The sequence below is a fragment of the Variovorax sp. PMC12 genome (assembly GCF_003019815.1).
Classification (GTDB): domain Bacteria; phylum Pseudomonadota; class Gammaproteobacteria; order Burkholderiales; family Burkholderiaceae_C; genus Variovorax.
Map to the genome: position 1 here is coordinate 1,108,264 of NZ_CP027774.1, position 26,075 is coordinate 1,134,338.

A 26,075-nucleotide genomic window follows, 5' to 3' on the forward strand; every position below is an offset into this window, starting at 1 on the left:
GAGTCAGTTGCCCCAGGGCCAGATGGGCAGGGTCATTTGCAGGGCCAGGGGAAAGATCAGCGTGGTGAGCACGGCCACCACGGCGCAGACGACCAGCCGGGTGCGCAGGCCCATGGCCGAAGGCATCAGGGCCAGCAGCGCGGCCAGCGCGGAGGCGAGCACCACGCCGACGCGCGGCAGGGTCCAGGCGAACACCAGGAGACTGGCGATGGTCCAGGCCAGGTTGCTCCACTGCACGGCGACGGCCGCACCGCGGCGCCACCAGGCGGGCAAGGCCACCAGCAGCCCCAGCACCGCCAGTGTCCAGCCGAGCACCACGGGGAAATAGCCCGGCCCCATGCGCGACGCGCTGCCGAAGTTGTAGGTGCTGCCGTAAAGGGCGAAGAAAAGGCCGGCGGCGACCATCGCCAGCCCCCCGATCAGGTCGTGAATGTCTCTCGTGATTTTCATGAAGCAGGCAATGGGTCCTCGGACCCTTGGATGGAACAGGTCGACGCGCGCAAGCGTCGGCGAAGCCCGCGCCGCGACGAGGCCGCGGCATCGGGCTGGTGGCAGCTTAGGTCGGGCTCCACGCCGGGGCGGCGGCGATTTGTATTGCAATGTGTTGGGCCGCATCCCCGACACATCGCATTGCAAGACACTGCGCGCCCGTTGCCTTGCGGGCTGTTCCGGACGTGCCGGCCGCTGCGGCTACCCCGCGGTCCTGGGCAGGGTCAGCAGCGCTTCGAGGCCGCCTTCGCCGCGGTTGCGCAGCGTGATCGAGCCGTCATGCGCCAACGCAATCGAGCGTGCGATCGACAGGCCGAGCCCGGTTCCGCCCGAGGCCAGGTTGCGGGATTCCTCCAGCCGCAAAAAGGGCTCGAAGACCTGCTCCAGCGAAGCCTCGGGAATGCCCGGACCGGCGTCCTCGATGCGGATGCGCAGTGCCTGCGCCGAATCATCGATGCGGACATGCGCCGCGCCGCCATAGCGGATCGCGTTCTCGATCAGGTTCTGCACGCAGCGCCGAAGGCTGCTGGCGTAGGCCGGCAGCGGCTCGCGCGCGTGGCCGTGCAGCGTGACGGTCCCGCCGGTCTCCTCGAAATCCGCACGCAGGCCCGCCAGCAGGCTGTTCACGTCCACCGATCGGCGGGGCTCGTTGTGGTCCGCGCCGCGGATGTAGTCCAGCGTCGACGAGATCAGCGATTCCATGTCGCCCAGGTCCTTGCGGAACTTGTCCTGCATCTCTCCGGGCGGCAGGAACTCAGCGCGCAGCCGCAGGCGAGTGATGGGCGAGCGAAGATCGTGGGACACCGCCGCCAGGAAGCGCGTGCGTTCGCCGATGTCCTGGATCAGCCGCCGCTGCATGAGGTTGAACGTGCGGGCCGCCTGGTGCACTTCGCGCGGTCCGCCTTCGGACAGCGGCGGGCTGTGCAGGTCGCGGCCCAGCGCATCCGCCGCTTCGGCCAGCCGGCGCAACGGCCTGAGCGCCAGGCGCACCGCGACCAGCGCGATCGCGACGAACACCATGATGCGCAGCACATAGATGCGCAGCACGTAGTCGGCCACGATGCTGAAGGGCTTGGCCTCGATGCCACCCTGCGCCTCGGACGCCACGACCTCGATCCACTGCGCGGCCTGGCCCGGCAACTGCAAAGCGATGCGGAAGTGACCGACCGGTTCGCGCGCGTTCAGCAAGGTCCAGGCGTTCGCCGACCGCCCGGTGTCGTCGGCCAGTTCGGCCGACAGCAGCGTGGCGTCGACTCCGCTGCCGAGCCGGTCGCTCAGCGACTGGCTCAGGATGTCCTGCACGGCTTCCAGCGTGTTGTCGGGACGCGGCGACTGCGGCATCGGCCCGTCCCGCAATGCGAGCCTGAAGCTTTCCGAGCCCAGTTGCGCCAGGGCCTGTGGCACCGCCTCCACCGGCATCGACCGCAGGACGCGCAGGGTGTCTGCCAGCTGGATCGACACCAGGCGAATCGGCATCTCCATCGCATGGCGGTAGCGCATGTCGAACCAGACCGAACTGGTCAATGCCTGCGCGGCCAGCATGCCCATCACGAGGATCAGCGCGAGCCTGCCTCCCAGCGATCGCGGCCACGGCAGCCAGCGCCGCCAACGCCCCTGCCCGGCCGCGTCGACGCTGCGCGCCTCAGCGCTCTTCGAGCGCATCGACCGACATCACATAGCCCGCATGCCGCACCGTACGGATCATTCGCGGCATGCGCGCATCGTCCTGGAGGGTCACGCGCAGGCGGCTGATGCACACATCGATGGCCCGGTCGAACGGCGCGCGCTCCTTGCCGAAGGCATGCTCGATGAGGAAGTCGCGGCTCAGCGTGCGGTGCGCGTTCTGCAGCAGCAGGCGCAGCACCCGGTAGTCCGAGCCACCCAGCGACAGGACCACCTGGCTGGGCGACAGCAGTTGATGCGTGCGGGTGTCGAGCTGCCACCCATCGAAGCGCACCGTCCGGGCGCTTTCGGCCTCGCACGGGGGCGGAAAGCTGCGAAGGCGTCGCAGCACGACCTTGATGCGTGCCAACAGCTCGCGCGGGTCGAAGGGCTTGGGCAAGTAGTCGTCCGCGCCCATCTCCAGGCCGATGATGCGATCGAGCAGTGCGCCGCGTGCCGTCAGAAGAATGACAGGAGGCCCGCCTTTGGCATGCAGGTCGCGGCACAGAGACAGTCCGTCCTCGCCGGGCATCATCACGTCGAGCACCACGAGCGAAATCGACTGCTGGCCGAGCTGCCGATGCATCTCCAGCCCGCTCGATGCGGCAGCTACCTTGTAGCCCGCGTTGCTCAGATAGTCCGACAGCAGTTGCCGGATGTCGACATCGTCGTCGACGACAAGAATTCGTTCAATCGCTTGCATGGACAGGGGGGACGGGCGTTGAAGCAATGGCCCTGACGACGCCGAGACCGGGTCGATGGATCGAGTGCGCTGGAAAGCGCGACCATTTTCAACCGCGCCGCGCGGGCGGCGGCCTACGCCCCTATGTCTTTGAGGGCGACCGGCTTGCGTGGCTGCCGCGTCTGTGTGATTGCAGATTGGCCAGGTGCACCTGCATGCCCGTGCTTTCCTGCTGTTCATGCAGCCACTGCACCAGACGCTCGGCACGCGTGACACCGATGCCTCGCACCGGATACCACCAGGTCGTTCCGGTGTCGTTGATCCGTTGCACCAATTGCCCGAGCGTGCCGAAGCCGGCCTGCTCAAGCCGTTCGGACAACAGCGGATCGAACCACGCGGCCACGCTGTCGTGTGCCTGAGGTACGTTGTCGAGCGATTGAAGCGTGTCCATGCGATGTCCCTGCGCGATGTGTGACAGCCCCCGGAGCGCGGGTGTGATGGTTGGTGACCTGCGCGACCAGGGGATCGCATGCTTCTTTGCATGGCCCGTGCCAGACGCCGAAACGTTGATTCGCAAGGACATTTCTTGCGAGCCGCTGGGCGTGTGTCGTTGATTCAGGCAAATAGCGTGATCAATATTTGGACACATGCATGTCGAGCGAGCAGGGTTTACCAGCGTGCGCTGTGCGGGCGGCGATTGACCGGGACGGCCGTCGTGTCAAATACCCGGACATCGTCCAATTCGCCAACATCAAGGAACGAGCTTGCCAGTGTCCACATTCGAACTTCTTCCACCTGATATTTCCGCCTGGCGCGCCGGCAACACCGGCACCGAAGGCGTCTGGCATTTCGACTCCGGCCAGGCCGGGCACCGCGTGATGATCAGCGCGCTGGTGCACGGCAACGAGGTATGCGGCGCCTGGGCGATCAAGGGGCTGCTGGACGCGGCCGTGCGTCCGCAGCGCGGCAGCCTGACGCTGGCTTTTTGCAACCTGGAGGCCTTCGACGGTTTCGATCCGGCAGATACCGACGCCTCGCGTTTCGTGGACGAGGACCTCAACCGCCAGTGGTCCGTCGATCGCCTGGAGGCGGGCGGCACACGCGAGCGCCGCCGCGCCGCGGCTTTGCAGCCGCACGTGGCGCAGGCCGACTGGCTGCTCGACCTGCATTCGATGCACGAGCCGTCCGCACCGCTCACGCTCACCGGCATGCAGCCGCGCAACCTCGCGCTGGCGCGGCAGTTGCGCAGCCCCGAGCACATCGTGATCGACGCGGGCCACAAGGACGGCGTGCGCATGCGCGATTTCGGCCGCTTCGGCGCGCCCGACGCCGACCCGCTCAGCGATGCACTGGCGCTGCTGGTCGAGTGCGGTTTCCATGGGGACCCGGCCAGCCGCACCGTGGCGCAGGACCAATGCGCCCGCTTCCTGCGCGCTGCGGGCACGCTCGACGATGCGGCCATCGCGCGGGCCCTGCCCGGCTGGCTGCAGGCCGATGCGCCGCGCCAGTGGGCGCTGGACGTCACCGGGCCGGTGGTCGCGCGCGGCGATGACTTCCACTTCGCCCGCCCGTTCACCGGCCTGGAGGTGATCGCCCAGGCGGGCACCGTGATCGGCTGGAACGAGGGCGAGCCCGTGACCACGCCGTATGACGACTGCGTGCTCGTCATGCCGTCGACCCGCCAGGCCCGGCCCGGCGTGACGGTGGTCCGGTACGCGCGCCGCAGGCCGCTTTGAGCCGGGTTGAGATCGGGCGCCATGCCCCGATCTGTTAAGCCAGGACCTGCCGCATTTGCGCGCCGGGCGCCTGCCGTAGCCTTTCTTCCCGTGCCCCTGCATTCATTCCATCCCGCCGTTGCCCGGTGGTTCCTGAGAACCTTTCCCGGGCCCACGCCCGCCCAGGCCGAGGCCTGGCCGGCGATCAGCGCCGGGCGTGACACGCTGGTGGCAGCACCCACCGGCTCCGGCAAGACGCTGACCGCTTTTCTCGCCGCGCTGGACGATCTCGTGCGCCGGGGCCTCGAACCCGGCGGCCTGCCCGACGAGACGGCGGTCGTCTACGTGTCGCCGCTGAAGGCGCTGTCGAACGACATCCGCCTGAACCTGGAAGCGCCGCTCGCGGGCATCCGCGCCGAACTGGCGGCGCTCGGGCTGGCCGATGTCGACATCCGCACCGCCGTGCGTACCGGCGACACGCCGCAGCGCGAACGCCAGCAGAACCTGCGCCGGCCGCCGCACGTGCTGGTGACCACGCCGGAATCGCTCTACGTGCTGCTGGGTTCGGCGTCCGGACGGCGGATGCTCGCAACGGTGCGCAGCGTGATCGTCGACGAGATCCATGCCGTCGCCGCAAGCAAGCGTGGCAGTCACCTGGCGCTGTCGCTGGAGCGATTGCAGGCGCTGTGCGCGGCACATTCGGGCGCGCGACCGGTGCGCATCGGCCTGTCGGCCACGCAAAAGCCCATCGACGAGGTGGCGCGCTTCCTGGTGGGCGCGGGCGCACTGTGCGCGGACGGCACGGCCGACTGCGCGGTCGTCGACATCGGCTATGCCAGGCAGCGCGATCTGGCGCTCGAACTGCCGCCGACGCCGCTGGAAGCCGTCATGTCCGGCGACCAGTGGACGCAGGTGTACGCGCGCGTGGCCGAGCTGGTGTGGCTGCACAAGACCACGCTGGTGTTCGTCAACACGCGCCGCATGGCCGAGCGGGCAGCGCGGCACCTGGGCGACATTCTCGGCAAGGAAGCGGTGGCCGCGCACCACGGCAGCCTGTCGAAGGAAACGCGGCTCGACGCCGAGCAGCGCCTCAAGCGCGGCGCGCTGAAGGTGCTGGTGGCCACGGCCTCGCTGGAGCTGGGCCTGGACATCGGCGACGTCGACCTGGTCTGCCAGATCGGCTCGCCGCGTGCCATTGCCACCTTCCTGCAGCGCGCGGGGCGCTCGGGCCATGCGGTGGGCGGGGTGCCGAAGGCGCGGCTCTTCCCGCAGTCGCGCGACGAACTGGTCGAATGCGCCGCCCTGCTCGACTGCATACGCCGTGGCGAGCTCGACGCCTTGCGCATACTGCCTGCGCCGCTGGACGTGCTGGCCCAGCAGATCGTCGCCGAGACCGCTTGCCGCGAGTGGGACGAGGACGCGCTCTTCGCGCTGGTACGCCGCGCCTGGCCTTACGCGCGGCTCACGCGCGAGAGCTACATGCAGGTGGTGTGCATGGTGAGCGAAGGCTTCACCACGCGCCAGGGCCAGCGTGCCGGCCATGTGCACCGTGACGCGGTGAACCACCTGCTTCGCGAACGCAAGGGTGCGCGCATGACCGCGCTGACTTCCGGCGGCACGATTCCGGAGACCGGCGACTACACGGTGGTGCTGGAGCCGCAGGCCGACAAGATCGGCACGGTCAACGAGGACTTCGCGATCGAGAGCCTGGCGGGCGACGTGTTCCAGCTCGGCAACACCAGCTACCGCATCCTGAAGATCGAGCCGGGGCGCGTGCGGGTGGAGGACGCGCACGGGGTTGCGCCCAACATTCCGTTCTGGCTCGGCGAGGCACCGGGGCGCAGCGACGAGCTGTCGTCCGGTGTGTCGCGCCTGCGAGAGGAGGTGGCGCGGGCCCTGGAAGTCGGCGGCCGCGACAGCGCCATGCGACTGCTGACGCAGACCCTCGGCCTCGACGCAGAAGCGGCGCGCCAGATCGTCGAACACCTGGCGCATGCATACGCGGTGCTCGGCGCGCTGCCGACGCAACGCACGCTGGTCATGGAACGTTTCTTCGACGCCTCGGGCGGCATGCAGCTGGTGATTCATTCGCCTTTCGGCAGCCGGCTCAACCGTGCGTGGGGTCTGGCGTTGCGCAAGCGCTTTTGCCGCACCTTCAACTTCGAGCTGCAGGCCGCGGCCACGGAAGACGCCATCGTGCTGTCGCTGTCCGCCAGCCACAGCTTTCCGCTCGACGAGGTCGCGCGCTATCTGCATTCGGCCTCGGCGCTGCACGTGCTGGTACAGGCATTGCTCGACGCGCCGCTGTTCAACGTGCGCTGGCGCTGGAACGCGACCACGGCGCTGGCGCTGCCGCGCTTCAGCGGCGGGCGCAAGGTGGCGCCGCAGCTGCAGCGCATGCGCTCCGAAGACCTCCTGGCGGCCGTGTTCCCGGACCAGGTCGCATGCGCGGAGAACATCGTCGGCGAGCGCGAAGTGCCCGCGCATCCGCTGGTCGCGCAGACCCTCGACGACTGCCTGCACGACGCGATGGATGCCGACGGCTGGCTTGCGTTGCTGCGCCGGATGGAGTCGGGCGAGGTGAAGATGATTGCGCGCGACTTGCCGGCACCCTCGCCGCTTGCGATGGAAGCGTTGAGCGCGCGTCCCTATGCCTTTCTCGACGACGCCCCGCTGGAGGAGCGCCGTACGCAAGCCGTGCAAAACCGCCGCTACAGCGACCCCGAAAGCGCCGACGATGTCGGCCAGCTCGACGCCGATGCCATCGCCAGCGTGCGCGAGGAAGCATGGCCGCAACCGCGCAACGCCGACGAGATGCATGAGGCGCTGGGCATGCTCGGCGCGGTGGGCGACGACGAAGTGGCCCGGCAGGCGGACTGGAAGCTCTGGCTCTCGACGCTCGCCAAGGCAGGCCGCGCCACGCGCCTGCTGTGCGAAGGCAAGGGGCGTGCCGCGCGCGGGCTGTGGGTGACGGCCGAACGGCTGCGGCTGCTGCAGGCCGTGGCGCCCGATGCACCGCTGCAACCAGCCATCACCCCGCCCGCCGATGGCGAACAACCGCCGGACCGCGATGCCGCCTTGCGCGAGCTGCTGCGTTCGCGCCTCGGCGGCCTTGGGCCGGTGAAGGTAGAACAGTTGGCCCGACCGTTGTTCCTGCAGCCTGCCGATATCGAAGGTGCGCTGCTAGCGCTGCAAGCCGAGGGGAGCGTGTTGCAGGGCCGTTTCACACCGGGCACGACGGCCCTCGAGTGGTGCGAGCGGCATCTTCTGGCGCGCATCCACCGCTACACGCTCAAGCGCCTGCGCCGCGAAATCGAACCGGTGGAGCCGCGCGACTTCGTGCGCTTTCTCTTCGAGTGGCAGCACATCGGCGCGTCCGCGCGGGTGCGCGGTCCGGAGGCGCTCTCGGGCATCCTCTCGCAGCTCGAAGGCTACGAGGCGCCTGCGCCGCTGTGGGAGGCCGAACTGCTTCCCGCGCGCGTGGCCGATTACGCCGGCGCATGGCTCGACGACCTGTGCACCGCCGGACGGGTGTTGTGGACACGGCTGCGGCCCAACGCCACGGAGAGCCGCAAGGGTGCGGGCAGTCTGTCGCTGCGCGCCACGCCGGTCGTGCTGCTGCCGCGTCGCAGCGCCGCGTTGTGGACCACGCTGGCACCCGCGCCGGCCGATGACGAACACCTGGGCTCGCGGGCCGCGCGCGTGGCCGCGCACCTTGCGCAGCACGGTGCCTGCTTCTTCGACGAGATCGCGGCCGGTACCCGGCTGCTGCCGGTCGAGATCGAGGAGGCGCTGGCCGAACTGGTCGCCAAGGGCCGTGTGCGCTGCGACAGCTACGCCGGCCTGCGCGCCTTGCTGGTGCCGGCGTCGAAGCGTGCGTCGGCCGACACACGGCGGCGCCGTCGCGCGCCGCTCTTCGGCATCGAGGATGCGGGCCGATGGACGCTGGTGCGCCCGCCCGCCGCTGAAACCTTGCCGACCGGTTCCGCGGAGGCCATCGAGCAGGTCGTGCGCGTGCTGCTGCGCCGCTATGGCGTGATCTGCTGGCGCCTGCTGGAGCGCGAGGCTGCATGGCTTGCGCCGTGGCGCGATCTGGTGCGCGTGTGCCGGCGGCTGGAAGCGCGCGGCGAGATCCGCGGCGGGCGCTTCATCGCCGGTGTATCGGGCGAGCAGTTCGCGTTGCCTGAAGCCATCGCGTCGATGCGGCAGGTGCGCCGCCAGCCGGACACTGGCGAGCTGGTCGCGCTGGCGGCCAGCGACCCGGCCAACCTGCTGGGCACGCTGGTGCCCGGGCCGAAGGTGCCCCGCGTGGCGGGATCGCGCGTGGTGTACCTCGACGGCGTGCCGGTCGCCACCAGCGTGGCCGGGGAAGTCACGATGCTGGTGGCGCTCGATGCCGCGCAGAAGCAGTCCGCCCTGCGCGCGTTGTCGCTGGACGCGCCGCTGCGGTTCTCGGAGCTGGCTACGCTGCAGCCTGGGTGATCCGCAGGCTCAGTTGACCTCGGTGCCATGGCCGCCGCCACGGGTCATGACCTCGACGGAGCGCACGCCAGGCTGCTGCTGCAGGCGCAGCACGAAGCGGTCGATGTCGGCCGATGACACGCGCACCAGCTGAACCGTGATGTCGTCCATCTGACCGCCCGGCTGCACCGCCACCAGGAAGCGCCGCAGCCGCGCAGGCTGGATGCCCAGGCCGCGCTCCAGCGTCTCGGGGCTTACCGCGCCGTGGTCCGCGACCACGCCCAGGCGGCAGCTCTGGCTGCGGGCACGATAGGCCTCTTCGAGCGGTTTGATCCCCGCCAGGATCACGAGGATGATCACCGTCGAGGCAGCGGCCGGAAAGTAGAGCCCGCCGCCCACCGCGAGTCCGATCGCGGCCACCGTCCAGATGCTGGCTGCCGTAGTGAGCCCACGCACGATCTCTCCACGCGCCAGGATCGCGCCCGCGCCCAGGAAGCCGATGCCCGACACCACCTGGGCGGCAGCGCGCGAAGGGTCGAGCACCACATGCTCGCCGCGCAGGCTGTCCGCAAAGCCGTATGCCGATACCAGCATGAACAGACAGGCGCCGACACTCACGAGCATGTGCGTACGGATGCCCGCGGCCCAAAGCAATCGTTCGCGCTCCAGACCGACGAGGCTGCCTAGGGCAGCAGCGACGAGAAGACGCAGCAGCGTTTCACCATGGGGGATAAGGACAGAGGTTTGCATGGCACAACTGTGCGGGCGGCCATGCACCTGGTGCATCGGAATGCCGCTTCATCGGCCGTCAGAGTGCGCCGCGAAAGCTGCGGTCCGTCAACGCCGGGATACCCCCGCGTCCATCAGCAGCGTCTTGGGCTCCAGATAGGCGTTCACTCCCCATCGCCCCATCTCGCGCCCGAGCCCCGAGTGCTTGAAGCCGCCGAACGGCGCGCGCGGCTCATGGGACAGCGTGTTGACGAGGACCCGGCCCGCATCGATCTGCCGCGCCACCCGTTCGCAGCGCGCGGAGTCCTTGCCGAGGACGAGGGCGCTCAGTCCGTAGCGCGTGTCGTTGGCGATGGCAATGGCGTCGGCCTCGTCTTCATAGGGGATCACGGTCAGCACGGGGCCGAAGATTTCCTCGCGTGCAATGCGCATCTGGTTGGTTGCGCCGGTGAAGATCGTCGGCTTCACGAACCAGCCTCTGTGCAGTCCCTCGGGCCGCCCTTCACCGCCGGCGAGCAGCTTCGCGCCTTCGGCTTGGCCAAGGCGGATGTAGCTCTGCACGCGCTCCCATTGCTTTGCGCTCACCATGGGGCCGATGTCGGTGTCGGCTTTGCTCGGGTCGCCCGACTTGATGTGCGACACCGCTTCCCTTGCGATCTGCTCGAACTCGGCCAGCCGCGCCCGCGGCACGAGAATGCGCGTCCCCGCGATGCAGGCTTGTCCGCTGTTGGCGAAGCCTGCCTGGAGCACGAGAGGCATGACGCCCGCGAAGTCGGCGTCCTCCAGCACCACCGTGGGCGACTTGCCGCCCAATTCCAGCGTCACGCGCTTCATCGTGGCCGCACCGGCGGTCACTAAATGCTCGCCGACGGCGGACGATCCGGTGAACGATATCTTGGCAATGTCGGGATGGCGTGCGATTTCCTCGCCGACGACATCGCCACGGCCATTGACGATGTTGAACACGCCGGGAGGCAGGCCGGCGTCATGCAGCGCCTCGGCAATGACCTGCGTTTGCAGCGCGCTCATCTCGCTGGGCTTGATGACGACGGTGCAGCCTGCCGCAAGCGCCGTGGCGAGCTTGTTGCAGATGAAGCCCGCATTGCTGTTCCAGGGAGTGATCAGGCCAGCGACGCCCACGGGCGTCTGGATCACCCGCGCAGTTCCCGCCTGCTCCTCGAACGCGAAGGATTCCAGCACTTCGACGGCCTGCTCGATGACGGCGGCCGGATAGGTCGCCATCCAGCGCCCGCGCACCGAAGGCGCGCCGTATTCCTCCAGGATGGCTTCCATCAACCGGTCTTCGCGTGCGACGACGGCCCGGTGCATGCGCTTGAGCGCCGCCACGCGTTCCTCGCGCGTGGTGCGCGACCAGGCGGGGAACGCGGCCTTGGCAGCCGCGATTGCGCGCCTTGCATCGTGCGCATTGCCAAGCAGCACCCGGCCGATGACTTCCTCGGTGCTCGGATTGTGAAGATCGAACCATTCCTGGCCGTGCGGTGCGACGAATTCGCCGTCGATGTAGATGCGTTCAATGCGGTGCATGGTGACTCCTTGGAAATGACTCGCGGCCTTCGGCGCCGGGGAAGGAACGGGGGCCCGAATCCGCGGTGACATGGAAGTCTAGGAATGGTTTATTGTTCTGATAAGCCGCCTTTTCGTGGATGGCATATCCGGATAATCAGGACAATTCATGCATCGCACAGGAATGACCGAGCTCGAAGTGGTGCTGGCCGTGGCACGCCGCAACAGCTTTCGCGCGGCGGCGCTGGAACTCGGCATGTCGACCACTGCAGTGAGCAGCGCCGTGGCCGGGCTGGAAGCGCGGCTGAAGGTGCGCCTTTTCAACCGTTCTACGCGCAGCGTGGCACTCACCGATGCCGGCCAGCGCTATGTGGAGCGCATCGCGCCGGCGCTTGCCGAGATCCGCAGCGCGGGTGAAGAGGCCGGCACCGGCTCGGGCGTTCCCAGCGGCACGCTGCGGATCAATGCGCCGCAAGGGGCCGCTTTTCTGCTGCTGGAGCCTCTCTTCAGCACGTACGCGCAACGCTATCCGCAGGTGCGGATCGACATCTTGAGCGAGTCGCGCATGGTCGACATCGTGGCCGGTGGCTTCGATGCGGGCATCCGCCTGGCCGAGTCCGTGCCGCAGGACATGATCGCGGTCGCGCTCTCGCGCGACATACGCATGCTCGTGGTGGCAACGCCGGCGTACCTGGCGCGCCACGGAACACCCAGGCATCCGCGCGACCTGCTCAAGCACCAGAGCATCGGCATGCGCATGTCGCACGGCGGCATTTATCACTGGGAGCTGGAGCGAAACGGCCAGAAGCTGCAGATGGACCTGCCCGTGCGCCTGGCGCTCAACGAGATGCCAGCCATCAAGCAGGCGGTGCTGCTCGGCCTGGGCATCGGCTTCATCTCCGAATGGTTCATCGAGGAAGAACTCGCGTCCGGCGCGCTGAAGCCTCTGCTGGTTCCGTGGTGCCTGCCTTTCGGTGGCCTGAGGCTCTACTACCCAGGCCGTCGCTTCGTGCCCGCGCGGCTGCGGGCGCTCATCGACCTGATCCATGAGCTGCGCCTGGCCGCGAACTGAAGGTCGCCACTGCCAGCAAGCCGCCGGACGCAAGGCACTATATTCCCCTGGTGCCCACCACCACTGCCCCCACCCCGTTCGACTACGCCTGCTTCGTCGAGGACCTGAAACAGCGCATCGATGGCGCGCGGCTGTCGGCCGCGCGGGCCGTCAACCGCGAACTGGTGGCGCTGTACTGGGACATCGGGCAGGCCATTCATGAGCAGCAGGCGCGCCGCGGATGGGGCGACGCGGTGGTCGACCGGCTGGCGCGCGATCTCAAGACCTTCTTTCCCGGGACGGCCGGTTTTTCGGCGGCGAGCCTCTGGCGCATGCGGCAGTTCCACGCGCTCTACACCGCGCCGGAATTTCTCGCACAGCTTGTGCGAGAAAACGAGCGCGATGCCAAGCGCCCGCGGGCGTCCAAGGCGCTTGTGGTGACCGGCGATCGGCAACTCGCACAGGCTGTGCGAGACATGGTGGAGGCCGTGCCCTGGGGCCATCATGTCAACCTGCTGTCCAAGCTCGACGACGCCGGCCAGCGGCTTTTCTACCTCAAGGCCACCGCGCGCTTCGGCTGGAGCCGCAACGTGCTGCTCAACCAGATCAAGGCGCAGGCCTACGAACGGTCGCTGGCCGAGGGCAAGGCGCACAACTTCGCGCTGGCGCTGCCAGAGCACCTTGCCGAGCAGGCTGAGGAAGCCCTCAAGAGCAGCTACAACCTGGAATTTCTCGGCATCCGGCGAGAGATCAGGGAGCGCGAGCTGGAAGATCACCTGATCGACAGGCTGCGCGACTTCATCCTCGAGCTGGGCTACGGCTTCTGCTTCGTCGGGCGCCAGTACCGCCTCACGCTCGGGCGCAAGGAGTACTTCATCGACCTGCTCTTCTACCATCGCTTTCTCAAGGCGCTGGTGGCCATCGAATTGAAGATAGGTGCCTTCGAGCCGGAATTCGCCGGCAAGATGGACTTCTATCTCAACCTTCTCAATGAGAAGGAGCGTGCGCCGGACGATGCACCGTCCATCGGGATCATCCTGTGCGCCGAGAAGGACAACCTCGAGGTGGAGTTCGCGCTCAAGAGCAAGTCGAACCCGATCGGCGTGGCCGAGTACCACCTCCAGGGCCGGCTGCCGGCGGAGATGAAGGGCAAGCTGCCCTCCCCGCGCCAGCTGCAGGAGGTGGTGCGGGCCAGCTATCCCGGGCTGGCTTCGCGGGAGCGGAGTTCCAGATAGTTCGGCCGACGCAGGCACCCATGCACGCGGGCGCAGCAGGCGGGTGTACGCCCCGAGCCTTTCCGGCACGTGAGCGGCCGCGGAGGCCGATCAGCGCGCCTGGTCGGCCACGGGCCGCACGGCGTGGGTGGATTCGGCGTCCTCGTTGAGGCCGATCCATGCGTTGCCGAAGTTCACGGCATAGAAGTGCTGCTCGGCTTCGCTGCCGGAGCCCGACCAGAACTTGACGGCTGGCGTGTCGGGAAAGCGCGCCGTGTCGATCGTGGGGATGCGGGTCTCGCCTGCGCACCATCGGGGCAAGGTCACGGGGGCCTGCTCAGGGCCCAGTGCAAGCGTGAAGCTCTCTTCCACCAGGCCATGGTCGCACCGCCGCAGGGCTGCCAGTTCCGTGATGGTCGGCAGCCGCCACTGGTCGATGCCTTCGTGGCCCTGGGCATTGAGCGCCTGAACGCGCGCCTGGGCATCCATGAGACCCAGTGCCTCTGCGTTGCCCACGCAGCGTTCTTCCTTCAAGGTCTGGCCCACGGCGCATCGCAGCCATCGCAACCCGGTGGTGGCATCGGTCACGACTGCCGCTGTCGTCGGACCGGGTGAAGATGAAGCAGGCTGCTCGTTGCAGCCGACCAGCAGACACAACGCCATCAAGGCAACCACGGCCCCCCTCGGCGACCAAGCCTTCGCATTGCGCACTCAAATCCTCCATCGGCAATAGCCGTCATTCGTTTGTCATGGATACGAAACGTTAAAAACATAACATAAGTACACATATATCAGCAGGCGCCGTTTCCATGCCCGAAACCTCCGAGTATTTGAGCGATTTCCGGCCGCGTTTTCGCCAGCCCAGTGCGGCGGATCTCTGCACGGAAGTGCCGTGCATGACGACCGAGGAAACGAACGAGAAAGTGCTGGAAGTCTTCAACCGGCACCGCGACCTCGTCAGCCTGCCGGTGGTGGAGGGAAACCAGCCGATCGGCCTGATCAACCGGAACATCTTTCTCTCGCAGATGAGCAAGCCGTTTCGCGTGGAACTGTACGGCCGCAAGAGTTGCATCGCCTTCATGGACAAGGACCCGCTGATCGTCGATGCGGCGCTGGACCTGGAAGCGCTGACCCTCAAGACCGTGGCGCACGGCGAGAAGGCCCTGTCCGACGGCTTCATCATCACGCGCGAAGGCGAATTCGCCGGTGTGGGCAATGGCCTGCAGCTCATGCGCCTGGTGGCGGACCTGCAGGTGTCGCGCAACCGCCAGATCATGCACAGCATCGAATACGCCAGCGTGATCCAGCGCTCCACCTTGCGCAGCTCGCTCGATGCCTTGGCACGCGCGTGCCCGCAGGCGCACCTGGTGTGGGAGCCGCGCGACGTGGTCGGCGGCGATTTCTACCAGTTCAGCACCGCGCCGGACGGCTGGTTCGCCACCGTGGCCGACTGCACGGGGCACGGCGTTCCCGGCGCCTTCATGACGCTGATCGCCTCCACCAACCTGAACCGCGCCATCGAGCAGCACGGCCCGCGTGACCCCGCCCGGCTGCTGGGCAACGTGAATCGCAGTATCAAACATATGCTGGGCCAGATGGACGGGCAGGACGCGACGCCCGGCTCGGACGACGGCATGGACGCCGCATGTTTCTGGTTCGAACCCGCGCAAGGCCGCCTGGTGTTCGCCGGCGCACGGCTGTCGCTGTTCCTGCTGCGTCCCGATGCCGATGCCGTGGAGCTGGTCGAAGGACGGCGCAAGGGCGTGGGCTACATGGACACCGAGTTCGACTTCAGCTGGAGCAACCAGGAACTGCTGTTGCCCCCGGGCAGCCTCGTCTTCGTCAGCACCGACGGGCTGATCGACCAGGTCGGTGGTCCCCGCGCCATCGCGCTGGGCAAACGGCGTGTGCGCGAACTGCTGCTCGAGCAACGCGGGCGCACGGCCGCGCAAGTCAACCAGGCCGTGCTGGACGCCCTGCAGGCCTGGCAGGGCGAGCACCATCGCCGCGACGACCTGACATTTTTCTGCTTCCGCACCTGACACGGAATCACCCATGCCCTTCCCTCAGATCGCCGACAAGTACGGCTCCTTCTTCAACGTGGCGCGCCAACACCAGGTCATCTTCTATTACGTCGGCTACTTCTCCCAGCACATCGTGGCCGCCATGTCCGACGCCGTGAAGCTGCAGCTCGAGGTGGCCGGCGTCGCCGGCCCGACCCGGCGGAGGCTGTTCTCGTCGTTCGTGGAAATGGCGCAGAACATCATTCACTACTCTGCCGACACGCTCACCGCAGCGAGCACGCACAGCGGCGAGCTGCGCCACGGCTCGGTCTGCATCCGCCGCGAAAGCGATGGCGGCTTCCTGCTGCTGTGCGCCAATCCCGTGGAGCCCGAGATCGCCGATGCGCTGCGCGCGAAACTGGAAACCCTGCGCAGCATGACGCTGGAAGAGATCAAGCAGGCCTACCGCCAGACGCTGCGCGAGGAAACGCCCGAAGGCAGCAAAGGCGCGGGCATGGGGCTTCTCACGGTCGCTCGCGACGCCCGCGAACCGCTGGAGTTCGATTTCGACGCCGCGGACAGCGACGGCGGCGCCCCGGTGTTCTACCTGAAGGCGGCGATCTGACACGCCCAAGCCCGGCAACGAATCGAGATTACAGATGGAAAACCTCTACATCGCCCCGACGCCCAGTTCACCCCAGGTGGACTTCAAGTTCGACACTCGGACACTCAGCCTGCGAGGCGAGTCCTACCCCGAGAACGCAGCCGCCTTCTACGGCGAGGTGATCTCGCGGCTCAAGGACTACCTGGCCCAGCAGAGCGGCACCCAGATCGAGGTCAATATCGCATTGGCCTACTTCAACAGTTCCAGCACCAAGATGCTGTTCAACCTGATCGCGGCGCTCAACGACGCCGTGGAGGCCGGCAACCGCGTCACCCTGAACTGGTACCACGACGAGGACGACGACACCATCCTCGAATTCGGCCAGGAGCTCAGCGAAGACTTCCCCGCGATCGATTTCGCGAGCCATCCCGTGAAGTCGAGCTGAATGGACGCCGCCGCACCACCGGACCTGTTCGATGCCGAGAGCCGGGCGCTGCAGGCCGCGCGCGCGGCCTACGACACTTGTGCCGCGACGCAGCCCGCACCCTGCCACCGGGCGTTGGGCGAACTGCTCACCGCCTACGAGCGGCTCCTGCGCGAAACGCGCCGGCTGGTGCGGCGCAGCGATCGCGCCGAGCTCGAGATGAATCAGCTGAACCTGCGCCTGCAGGATCTGGCCGCCGAACTCGAATACCGCGCCACGCACGACCCCCTGACCGGCGTGCTCAACCGGGCGGCCGTCATCGAGCTCGTGAACAGCCATTTCGCGGACGGCGACATCGCGCTGATCGTGCTGGACATCGACCACTTCAAGCGCATCAACGACAGCTTCGGCCATCCTGCCGGAGACCGGGTCATCCAGGCCGTGGTGACCTGTCTGCAGGCGCAGGTGCCCGCGACTGCGCACATCGGCCGTGTCGGCGGCGAGGAGTTCACCGTAGTGCTGCCAGGGCAGTGCGGCGATACCTGCGGGCAGCTCGCACAAGCGCTGCGAAGCGCCATCGAGGCGTACGCCTTCGACTTGCCCGACGGCAGCGGCGTCACGGCCAGCTTCGGCGTTTGCTGGCTTCCGCGCGGCAGCAACTTCGACATCGCCTACGGGCTGGCCGACGAAGCCTTGTACGTTGCCAAGCGCGGCGGCCGCAACCAGGTCGCGCTCGCATCCGGCCACGTGCATGTGCAGCCCGCATGAGGCGCGCGGCTGAGCCGGGGCGGCCGGCCCACGCAAAGCGCCGGACGCCCGACTGGCGCGTGCTCGTGGTGGACCAGGACGCCGATGTGCATGCCGCAGCGCGCGCCGCGCTGCAGGGCCTCACGCTGTTCGAGCGGCCATTGGTGTTCGTGCATGCGTATTCCGGCGAGGAGGCACGCGCGCTGGTGCTGCGCGAGCACGACCTGGCCGTTGTGATCCTGGACGTGGTGACCGAAAGCACGAAAGCCGGCCTGGACCTGGTCGACTTCATCCGCCACACGGCCGGCCTGCGCAACACACGCATCGTGCTGCGCACAGGCGGCCCCGGCCATGTGCCGGCGCTGGACACGCTGCTGCGCTACGACATCAACGACTACCGGACCAAGGCTGAACTCACCCAGGACCGCCTGCTGGCCATGGTCGTCACGGCCGTGCGTTCCTACAAGCAGCTGTGCGCCATCGAGGCCAACAGCCGCAGCCTCGAACTCATCGTGCGCTCCAGCGCCTCCTTGCTGGAGGAGACCGACCTGCGCGCGTTTGCCCGCAGCATCATCACGCAGCTCGCCGCGCTGCTGGGCGCGGCCGGCGACGGCCTGGTCTGTGCACCGGGCATGCAGCAGGGCAGTCCGTACCGCGTGATGGCGGCGGCTGGCCGGTTCTCAGGCCTTGTCGATCTGCCGCTGGATGCGGTGCCGCAGCTGCCCGAGTTGTCCGGCCTGCACCTGCTGCGCCGCGCGCTGGCGCTCGGCTGCAATGTCTACGGCGAGGAAGGCGGGGTGGCCCTGCACATCGGACGCAAGGACGAGCAGGACATGGCCGTCTTCATCGACACGACCGGGGTGCGCGGCACCATCGACCGGCAACTGCTGGACGTCTTCTGCGTCAACCTCAGCACGCTGCTGCACAGCCGGGGACTGCTGGAGCGGCTGCATGAATATGCCTACTACGATCCCCTCGTGCGCCTGCCCAACCGCACCCACTTCGTCGAGGAGGTCGACGCCTGTGCACGGCAAGGCAGGCGGGACCACATCCTGGCGCTGGTCGACATCGACGATTTCAGCGCCACCAACGATGTCATGGGCCACCGATTCGGCGACCGCCTGCTGGAGACCGTGGCCCGGCGCCTGGCCGACGCGTTGCCGGCCGGCATCATGCTGGCCCGCCTGGGCGCCGACACGTTCGGCGTGCTCGGCCCGGTGGGCCAGGTGTCGCCGCCGCAACTGCTGGAATGCGTGCGCCAGCCGCTGGCGGTCGACGGCGTGCCGCACAAGGTCTCGCTGACCTGCGGCTACGTATTGCTTCCGGAAGATGCGCAGGCCGGCGTCGACCTGGTCAAGGACGCCACCATCGCGCTGAAGCGGGCCAAACGGGACCACCGCGGCCAGCACCTGCAGTACTCCGGCCACATGGGCACCGAGGCGCGCGCCCGCGCCTTGTTGCTGTCCAACCTGCGTGCCGCGATCGACAACCGGCAGCTGTTCCTGGTCTATCAGCCGCAGATCGACCTGGGCACCTGCGCGCTGGTCGGCCTGGAGGCACTGCTGCGCTGGCGCGCCGAGGACGGCAATCTGGTGCCGCCGGACCGGTTCATTCCGGTGGCCGAGCACTCGGGGCTGATCGTGGCGCTCGGGCAATGGGTGTTGTCCACGGCCTGCATGACCATGCGCGAGCTGCTGGACGCGGGGCGCGCGCCGCTGCGCATGGCCGTCAACGTCTCGACCGTTCAGTTGCAGGACCCCAGCTTCTTCGAGAGCGTGTGCGCGGCGCTGGCGCACAGCCGGCTCCAGGGCCATCACTTGGAACTGGAGATCACCGAATCGGTGGCTGCGCTGCCCACGCAACTGCTCGAATCCACCCTCACCGCCTTGCGCGCCCAAGGCATCTCCATCGCCATCGACGACTTCGGCACCGGCTATTCGTCGTTGAGTTACCTGGAGCGGCTGCCGCTGGACCGCATCAAGATCGACGGCACTTTCGTACGCCAGCTCAGCGAGACCCAGGGCGCGCGCATCGCGGAGATGGTCGTGCAACTGGGCCGCAAGCTCGGCCTGCACGTGCTGGCCGAAGGCATCGAGGACGCCGCGGCCTGGCAGGCGCTGCTGGCCATGGACTGCAACGAAGGCCAGGGCTACTACATCGCAGCGCCCATGGACAAGGAGGCTTTGTCCTGCTGGCTGCAGGAGCGGGCAGAGAAAACCCCCTGCCCGGCAGCTTGCTGATGGTCGGCAAGGCGCCTTCCTGCTCAGAGGTCTTCGCTTCCCAGCAACATCTCGTTGATGCCCTTGCCGACCTCCACCACGGGGAAAACGTTCTCCGTCGGATCGATGCGGAAATCGAGAAGCACGGTACGGTCGCGCATGGCCCGGGCTTCTCGCAGCGCAGCTTCGATATCGGCCGGGCGTTCGATCAGCATGCCGACATGGCCGTAGGCTTGCGCGAGCTTCACGAAGTCGGGCAAGGCGTCGAGATAGCTTTGGCTGTATCGGCCCTCATGGCTGATCTGCTGCTGTTGCCGGACCATCCCGAGATAGCGGTTGTTCAGAAGAACGATCTTGATCGGCGTGTCGTACTGCAGGCAGGTCGACAGCTCCTTGGTGCTCATCTGCACCGATCCGTCGCCGACGATGCAATAGACCTCGCTGTCGGGCCTGCCCATCTTCACCCCCATCGCGAAGGGGATGCTCACCCCCATGGTGCCAAGCCCACCTGAATTGATCCAGCGCCGCGGCTTCTCGAAGCGGAAGTACTGCGCGGCCCACATCTGGTGCTGCCCGACATCCGATGCGATGTAGACATCTTCATTGCGGGTGATGTCGCACAACGTCTCGATGACGCGCTGCGGCTTGATGACGTATGTGTTGCCGCGATCGTAGTCAAGGCAATGCCGGGCGCGCCACGTCCCGATCGCCGACCACCATTGCGCCATGTCCTGCGGCGCGGGCCGAACGTCCGAAGCATCGAGCAGCGACAGCATTTCCACGAGAACGGTCTTGACGTCCCCGACGATGGGAACGTCCACCTTCACGCGCTTGGCAATGCTCGAGGGATCGATATCGATGTGAATGATCTTGCGCTTGCCTTGCGCAAAGTGCTCCACATTGCCGATGACCCGGTCATCGAAGCGAGCCCCGATGGCCAGCAGCACGTCGCAGTCCTGCATGGCGTTGTTGGCCTCCCAGGTGCCGTGCATCCCCAGCATCCCGAGAAACTTGGGATCCGACGCCGGGTAGGCGCCCAATCCCATGAGCGTGCTGGTGACCGGGAAACCCAGCCGGTCGACCAGCGTGCGCAGTTCGTCGCAAGCACCGCTGAGGATCACGCCCCCACCTGTGTAGATATAGGGACGCCTGGCGGTCAGAAGCAGTTGCAGCGCCTTTCGGATCTGTCCGCCGTGTCCCTGCAACGTGGGTTTGTACGACCGCATTTCCAGCGTTTGCGGGTAGCCCGCATGGATGATCCTGCTTGCCGACACGTCCTTCGGAAAGTCCACGACCACGGGGCCTGGACGACCGCTGCGCGCGATGTGGAAAGCCTTCTTCATGGTCTGCACGATGTCGCGCGGATCCTTGATCAGAAAGTTGTGCTTCACGATCGGGCGCGTGATGCCGACCGTGTCGCACTCCTGGAACGCGTCCTGCCCGATGTCGCGGGTCGGCACCTGGCCGCTGATGACGACCATCGGGATCGAGTCCATGTAGGCCGTCGCAATGCCGGTCACGGCATTGGTCAGGCCCGGGCCGGATGTGACGAGCGCCACGCCGACATGGCCCGTGGCACGCGCATAGCCGTCGGCCGCATGCACGGCCGATTGCTCATGCCGGACCAGCACATGCTGGATCTGCTGCTGCCTGTGCAGGGCGTCATACACATGAAGAACGGCACCGCCGGGGTAGCCCCACAGGCAGGCGACACCTTCTGCCCGAAGGCATCGGATGAGGATTTCAGAGCCTGTGAGCTCTTCGCTGGATGCGTCGTGTGAAGCCGGCGCGGCGGATGTTTCGCGCGGCAATGCCGCGGCTGTCGGGATGTGCCCGGCGGGGAAGTTTTGCATGGTCTACCTTTGTGAATTTCTCTGACGAAATACCTCGGGTGCCCCTTCTCCCGACCCTTGTGAGGTGGTGTTGGGACCTTGGACCCAGCGGCCATGGACGCAATGCTTGCTGCGCCGGACCGGGATCTGTTTGCCGTTGAAGTGCAGCGGGGATTATCTTCGTATCGTGGCCGCAGCGATGGAGCTCGCGCCAAGCCTGCGTCGGAAGACTTAGTGAATACTGACTTGAAGCCGCGACCGTGGATGGCTCCCCTCAGTGCCGCCCGTTGCGCTGGATGCGATGGCGCAGCTGGCTTGAAAGCGTGTCCGCGATGATCACCATGAGGGTGATGACGATGATGCAGGTGGCCGTCTCGGGGTAGCGGAAGAGCTTGAGGCTGCTCACCAGTTCGAACCCGAGTCCGCCGGCGCCCACCATGCCCAGCACCGTCGCCGAGCGCAGGTTCACTTCGAAGCGATAGAGCACGACCGCGATCCAGGCGGTGACGACCTGCGGGACCACGCCGAAGACGATGACCTGCAACGGCCGCGCGCCGGTCGCCCGCAGGGCTTCGAGCGGCCCCTGGTCGATCTCCTCGATGGCATCGGCGAAGAACTTGCCCAGCATGCCAGCACCGTGAAGCGCCAGCGCCAGCACGCCGGGGAACGGTCCGAGGCCGACGGCGGAGACAAACACCAGCGCCAGGATCAGCTCGTTGATGCTGCGCACCACGTTCAATGCCTGTCGGGTGCTCTGGTACACCCATCGGTTGCTCTGGAGGTTTCTCGCGGCCAGGAACGAAAGAGGAATGGCGGGCAGCACGGCCAGCAAGGTTCCCCAGACGGCGATCTGCACGGTTTCGAGCGCGGGAGCGAGCAACCGGCCAAGGATGTGCGTGTCGGGCGGCAGCGTCCGGCCCAGGAAATCGATGATCTGCGGCAGGCCCGCGGCAAGCTCCGACCAGCTGAGCTGGGCGCCGCTGGCGCTCCATTGCAGCGCCCAGCCGACGACACAAAGACCGACGAGCAGGTTGAACCAGCTTCGACCTCCCTCGGGGCGCGGCCCGGTCCAGGCGTATTGGGTAGACGGGTTCTTCATGTTCCTGTTCCTGTTCCGGTGCTTGCCATCAGCGGCATCGACAGCGCGAGGGGGCTGGCCGCGTCCTTCCTGTCGAGCGCGGGTTGCGGCATGTAGATGCGATCGATGTCGTCCTGCCCCATAGCCTCGGGTGTGCCGTCGAACACGACGCGGCCTTGCGCGAGCCCGACGATGCGGTCGGCGAACTCGCGCGCGTAGTCGACCTGGTGCAGGTTGCACAGCACGGTGATGCCCAGGTCGCGCGAGGCGTCGTGCAGGTACTGCAGCACCTTGCGCGAGGTCTGCGGGTCGAGGCTTGCGACGGGCTCGTCCGCAAGGATCAGCCGGGGGCGCTGCGCGAGCGCACGGGCAATGCCCACGCGCTGCATCTGCCCGCCCGACAACGAATCGGTCCGCTCGTGCGCCTTGTGCGCCAGGCCCACACGGCCCAGGCATTCGTGCGCCAGATCGATGTCCGCGCGGCTGAAGAAGTGCATGATCGAAGCAAGGGTCGACACGGCGCCAAGGCGGCCGGTCAGCACATTCTTCAATGCGCTCAGCCGAGGCACCACGTTGTGGTGCTGGAAGATCATCGCGACGCGCTGGCGCAGCGCGCGCGTGTCCGCGCACTTCACCGCATCCATGCCGTCGACCTTCAGTTCGCCACCATCTGCCACGGCCAACCGGTTCACGCATCGCAGAAGCGTCGACTTGCCGGCACCCGATTCGCCGAGAACCACCACGAATTCGCCCGCGGCGGCGTCCAGATCCACACCGCGCAGCACGGCGTTGTCGCCATACCGCTTGGTGAGTTGCCGGATGCGGATCACTTCATGCTCCGCAGGTCCAGCTTGAGCACCTTGGCGGTGTCGCGAACCACGTTGTAGGCCGCATCGTTGGTCGGCTGGAAGCCGTTGAGCACGCCCTGGTCGCCCCATGGCAAGTCCTTGACGTTGGCCAGGGCCTTGGCGATCTTCGCCTTCAGTGCCGGATCGAGATCCTTGCGCCAGACCATCGGCGATTCGGGAATCGGATTCGACGACCAGACGATCTCGAGCTCGTCCTGCTTCACCTGGCCCTTGGCGATGGCGCTGGCGAGGATGCGGTCCGCCACGGATGCGGCATCGACCTTCTTGTTGGCCACGGCCAGGATGCTCGCGTCGTGCGAGCCCGAGAAGATGACGCGGCCGAAGAAGGTCTCGGGGTCGTAGCCGGCCTGCAGCAGGCCCGACTTGGGGAACAGGTGGCCGGACGCGGAGGTCGGGTCGACGAAGGCGAAGGTGCGGCCCTTCAGGTCGGCGGTCTTGGCGATGCCGCTGTCCTTGCGCGTGATGATCACGCTCTTGTAGGAGCTCTGGCCGGTCTTCTTGGTGACCGCAACCGCGAAGGCTTCCACGTCCGCGACCTGGTTGGCCAGCACATACGAGAACGGGCCGAGGTAGGCCACGTCGAGCTTCTTCGACCGCAGCGCTTCGATGACGCCGTTGTAGTCGGTCGCCACGAAGGGCTTGACCGGCATGCCCAGCTGCTGCTGGAGGCTGTCGAGGACCTGCCGGCTGCTCTCTATCATGGCCTGCGAGTCTTCGGCGGGGATCAGGCCGATGGTGAGCGGCTGCACGGCCAGGGCGGGCACGGCGGCGCCTGCGGAAAGTACCAGGGCAATCAGGCGGCGGCGCAGGCGAAAGAGGGTTTTCATGATGATTGGGACTCGTGTATGGGAATGGGAGGTTGCTCGGGAATACCTCAAGGCTAAGAACGCCGTATGACACCCGCATATCAAATCAATCACGGATTTGTCATGGTTCTATCGACACAATCTATGGATGTCCGCAGCCAGACTCCGCGCCTTTCTCGCCGTGGCCCAGCATGGAAGCTTCAGTGCGGCGGCGCGCGCCGTGGGCTTGAGCCAACCGACGCTGACCACCCAGGTACAGGCCCTGGAGCGCCAGCACAACGTGGTGCTCTTTCATCGGCAGGGCCACCGCATCGAGCTGACGGATGTCGGCGAGCGCCTTCTTCCCATTGCGCGCCAGATCGCGTCGCTGGAGCTGGATTCCTACAACCTGCTGCACGACAGCGGCGACCTGCAGTCCGGCGAGCTCAAGCTCGGAGCGGTCGGCCCCTTCCATGTGATCGAGATGGTCGATGCCTACCGCAAGCGCTATCCGCGCCTCGATGTTTCGATCCGCATGGGCAATTCGGCCTCCGTGTTCAAGGACCTCGAGGAATACGCGGTCGACATCGGCGTGCTTGCCCGGTTCCACGAAACTCCGGGCTTCAGTGCGACGCCGTATGCGCGGCATGCGCTGATACTGTTCGTTCATCACGAGCATCCGTTCGCCAACCGCGGCCAGATCCGGCTGGAAGAGCTGCATGGGCAACCGCTGCTGCAGCGAGAGAGTGGATCGAGCACCCGGCGCGTGCTCGACGAGGTGCTTCAGCGCGCGGGTATCCGGCCGAAGCTCGCCATGGAAATCGGAAGCCGCGAGGCGATCCGGGAGGCGGCCGCGCGCGGCATCGGCATCGGTGCAGTCTCCGAAGCGGAGTTCATTCCCGACGCTCGCCTGCGTATCGTCCGCATCGAGGGCGATCCTGCCGTGACGCAGACCTATCTCTACTGCCTCCAGATCCGGCGCGAAAGCCGTGTGCTGGCGTCCTTCTTCGACGTGGCGCTCAAGCTTCGCAAGGGCGTGTTCGATACGAAGCCATGACCCGGCAAGGCAGCATCAGCCGCGCAGCGGGCGGGCCTCGATGGCCTCGAAGAACGACGAGATGAGACGGCTGTCCCGTCGCTCGCGCAGGCAGCACACATGGATGTGCGTGGAGACGACATCGCCCTCTATGCGCACGGGCCTCAGGCGCGGATCGGGCACGTATTCGGACTGCGAAACCGTGCCGACGCCCAGGCCCCTGGCGACCGCTTCGCGTAGCGCTTCGCGACTCCCGATCTCCATCGCGATCTGAACGGCCACGCGCTGCCTGGCGAGCGCCTCTTCGAGCGCCTTGCGGGTGGTCGAGCCCGGCTCGCGCATCAGCATTGGTTGCCCCGACAGCTCTTTCAGCGTGATGGATTCGCGCCTCGCGAACGGATGGTCGACATGCACGAACACGATCACCGGGTAGCGCGCATAAAGCTGTATGTGGTAGCGCTCGTCAGGAAGCCAGCTCGCCACCACCGCCACATCGCTCACGTATTTGTCGAGCGCGCTCAGCACGAACTCGGAATTTCCGAGCGTGACGGAGAGCTTGATGCGGGGATGGAGCGCGTGATAGGCCTCGATCATCTCGGTGACATGAAAGGGGCCCACCGCTCCCACTTTCAGCGACCCGCGGTGCAGCTTGCCGCTTTCGTCCATCAGCGAGCTCATATCGCCTTCGAGCGCGATCATCCGCCTGGCCAGGGGCAGCATCTCCAGCCCCAGCGCGGACAACTCCACGCGCCGGCCGCGGCGATAGAACAGTTCGGCCCCATATTCGCGCTCCAGCATCTGGATCTGCGAATTGAGCGTGCTGTGGCTCATGCCCAGCGTGCGCGCGGCGGCGGTGAAGCCGCCGTCGTGCGCGACTGCGATGAATGCGCGTATCTGGTTGAGCGTCACTGCAACGTCTCCCGGGGCTTCTGGTCGCCTGAAGTCAAAGCA

The 26,075-nt window shown here is 67.0% G+C and carries 22 protein-coding genes; 10 read left to right on the plus strand and 12 right to left on the minus strand.

Going from position 1 to position 26,075, the window contains the following annotated elements:
• Positions 1 to 3: 3 nt before the first annotated feature.
• From C4F17_RS32530 to C4F17_RS32545, 4 genes are all read right to left on the minus strand, one after another.
• Complete coding sequence (locus C4F17_RS32530) at positions 4 to 450, minus strand: tripartite tricarboxylate transporter TctB family protein (protein ID WP_106938454.1); 447 nt, start codon at positions 448 to 450, stop codon at positions 4 to 6.
• Positions 451 to 690: 240 nt separating this feature from the next.
• A complete protein-coding gene (locus tag C4F17_RS32535) occupies positions 691 to 2,151 on the minus strand; it encodes an ATP-binding protein (protein WP_106938455.1) in 1,461 nt (486 codons plus the stop codon).
• Entirely contained in the window at positions 2,132 to 2,854 is a 723-nt protein-coding gene (locus tag C4F17_RS32540; protein ID WP_106938456.1) for a response regulator, read from the minus strand. The genes C4F17_RS32535 and C4F17_RS32540 overlap by 20 nt, the downstream gene beginning before the upstream one ends.
• 121 nt (positions 2,855 to 2,975) lie before the next feature.
• Complete coding sequence (locus tag C4F17_RS32545; protein ID WP_106938457.1) at positions 2,976 to 3,284, minus strand: phage integrase family protein; 309 nt, start codon at positions 3,282 to 3,284, stop codon at positions 2,976 to 2,978.
• 319 nt (positions 3,285 to 3,603) lie between these two features.
• Between C4F17_RS32545 and C4F17_RS32550 the strand changes: the two genes are divergently transcribed.
• On the plus strand, positions 3,604 to 4,569 hold the full coding sequence (locus tag C4F17_RS32550; protein WP_234383092.1) for a succinylglutamate desuccinylase/aspartoacylase domain-containing protein: 966 nt from the start codon (positions 3,604 to 3,606) through the stop codon (positions 4,567 to 4,569).
• A gap of 21 nt (positions 4,570 to 4,590) precedes the next feature.
• Positions 4,591 to 9,030, plus strand: a complete 4,440-nt coding sequence (locus C4F17_RS32555; RefSeq protein WP_106938458.1) for a DEAD/DEAH box helicase — start codon at positions 4,591 to 4,593, stop codon at positions 9,028 to 9,030.
• A 9-nt stretch (positions 9,031 to 9,039) separates the two neighbouring features.
• Here the strand turns inward: C4F17_RS32555 and C4F17_RS32560 are convergent, their stop codons facing one another.
• Positions 9,040 to 9,759, minus strand: a complete 720-nt coding sequence (locus C4F17_RS32560; RefSeq protein WP_106938551.1) for an MgtC/SapB family protein — start codon at positions 9,757 to 9,759, stop codon at positions 9,040 to 9,042.
• An 87-nt stretch (positions 9,760 to 9,846) separates the two neighbouring features.
• The gene (locus C4F17_RS32565; RefSeq protein WP_106938459.1) at positions 9,847 to 11,283 is read right to left on the minus strand and encodes an aldehyde dehydrogenase family protein; all 1,437 of its coding nucleotides are present in this window, start codon (positions 11,281 to 11,283) and stop codon (positions 9,847 to 9,849) included.
• A 148-nt stretch (positions 11,284 to 11,431) separates the two neighbouring features.
• Here C4F17_RS32565 and C4F17_RS32570 point away from each other — a divergent pair, with 148 nt between their 5' ends.
• Together C4F17_RS32570 and C4F17_RS32575 are read left to right on the plus strand one after the other, a co-directional pair.
• Positions 11,432 to 12,334 carry a LysR family transcriptional regulator gene (locus C4F17_RS32570; protein WP_199852013.1) on the plus strand — a complete coding sequence of 301 codons (903 nt, stop codon included), beginning with the start codon at positions 11,432 to 11,434 and terminating at the stop codon, positions 12,332 to 12,334.
• 50 nt (positions 12,335 to 12,384) lie between these two features.
• A complete protein-coding gene (locus tag C4F17_RS32575) occupies positions 12,385 to 13,548 on the plus strand; it encodes a PDDEXK nuclease domain-containing protein (RefSeq protein ID WP_106938461.1) in 1,164 nt (387 codons plus the stop codon).
• 90 nt (positions 13,549 to 13,638) lie between these two features.
• Here C4F17_RS32575 and C4F17_RS32580 read toward each other — a convergent pair whose 3' ends face one another.
• Positions 13,639 to 14,115: an Lcl C-terminal domain-containing protein gene (locus C4F17_RS32580; protein ID WP_159053809.1), complete on the minus strand. Its 477-nt coding sequence runs from the start codon at positions 14,113 to 14,115 to the stop codon at positions 13,639 to 13,641.
• A gap of 221 nt (positions 14,116 to 14,336) precedes the next feature.
• Here C4F17_RS32580 and C4F17_RS32585 point away from each other — a divergent pair, with 221 nt between their 5' ends.
• From C4F17_RS32585 to C4F17_RS32605, 5 genes are read left to right on the plus strand one after another with little or no spacing between them, the layout of a single operon-like run.
• Positions 14,337 to 15,569 carry a SpoIIE family protein phosphatase gene (locus tag C4F17_RS32585; RefSeq protein WP_106938463.1) on the plus strand — a complete coding sequence of 411 codons (1,233 nt, stop codon included), beginning with the start codon at positions 14,337 to 14,339 and terminating at the stop codon, positions 15,567 to 15,569.
• Between the two features lie 13 nt (positions 15,570 to 15,582).
• A complete protein-coding gene (locus C4F17_RS32590) occupies positions 15,583 to 16,155 on the plus strand; it encodes a SiaB family protein kinase (RefSeq protein WP_081267779.1) in 573 nt (190 codons plus the stop codon).
• A 34-nt stretch (positions 16,156 to 16,189) separates the two neighbouring features.
• Complete coding sequence (locus C4F17_RS32595) at positions 16,190 to 16,579, plus strand: DUF1987 domain-containing protein (RefSeq protein ID WP_106938464.1); 390 nt, start codon at positions 16,190 to 16,192, stop codon at positions 16,577 to 16,579.
• Positions 16,580 to 17,326: a GGDEF domain-containing protein gene (locus C4F17_RS32600; protein ID WP_106938465.1), complete on the plus strand. Its 747-nt coding sequence runs from the start codon at positions 16,580 to 16,582 to the stop codon at positions 17,324 to 17,326.
• Positions 17,323 to 19,545, plus strand: coding sequence for a putative bifunctional diguanylate cyclase/phosphodiesterase (locus C4F17_RS32605; RefSeq protein ID WP_106938466.1), 2,223 nt, complete (start codon positions 17,323 to 17,325; stop codon positions 19,543 to 19,545). The genes C4F17_RS32600 and C4F17_RS32605 overlap by 4 nt, the downstream gene beginning before the upstream one ends.
• A 23-nt stretch (positions 19,546 to 19,568) precedes the next feature.
• On the opposite strand, the gene C4F17_RS32610 is transcribed toward C4F17_RS32605, so the two are convergent.
• The 4 genes from C4F17_RS32610 to phnD all read right to left on the minus strand — a co-directional run bounded on the left by C4F17_RS32610 (position 19,569) and on the right by phnD (position 24,130).
• A complete protein-coding gene (locus C4F17_RS32610; RefSeq protein ID WP_106938467.1) occupies positions 19,569 to 21,377 on the minus strand; it encodes an acetolactate synthase 3 catalytic subunit in 1,809 nt (602 codons plus the stop codon).
• 253 nt (positions 21,378 to 21,630) lie between these two features.
• Positions 21,631 to 22,455, minus strand: coding sequence for a phosphonate ABC transporter, permease protein PhnE (gene phnE, locus C4F17_RS32615; protein WP_106938468.1), 825 nt, complete (start codon positions 22,453 to 22,455; stop codon positions 21,631 to 21,633).
• Complete coding sequence (gene phnC, locus C4F17_RS32620) at positions 22,452 to 23,264, minus strand: phosphonate ABC transporter ATP-binding protein (protein WP_106938469.1); 813 nt, start codon at positions 23,262 to 23,264, stop codon at positions 22,452 to 22,454. Before phnC ends, phnE begins: the two co-directional genes overlap by 4 nt.
• A complete protein-coding gene (gene phnD, locus C4F17_RS32625; protein ID WP_106938470.1) occupies positions 23,261 to 24,130 on the minus strand; it encodes a phosphonate ABC transporter substrate-binding protein in 870 nt (289 codons plus the stop codon). The genes phnC and phnD overlap by 4 nt, the downstream gene beginning before the upstream one ends.
• A 127-nt stretch (positions 24,131 to 24,257) precedes the next feature.
• Between phnD and C4F17_RS32630 the strand changes: the two genes are divergently transcribed.
• Positions 24,258 to 25,145 (plus strand): LysR substrate-binding domain-containing protein, encoded by an 888-nt coding sequence (locus tag C4F17_RS32630; RefSeq protein WP_106938471.1) that lies wholly within the window; start codon positions 24,258 to 24,260, stop codon positions 25,143 to 25,145.
• Between the two features lie 15 nt (positions 25,146 to 25,160).
• Here the strand turns inward: C4F17_RS32630 and C4F17_RS32635 are convergent, their stop codons facing one another.
• Positions 25,161 to 26,033, minus strand: coding sequence for a LysR substrate-binding domain-containing protein (locus C4F17_RS32635; protein WP_106938472.1), 873 nt, complete (start codon positions 26,031 to 26,033; stop codon positions 25,161 to 25,163).
• Positions 26,034 to 26,075 lie beyond the last annotated feature (42 nt).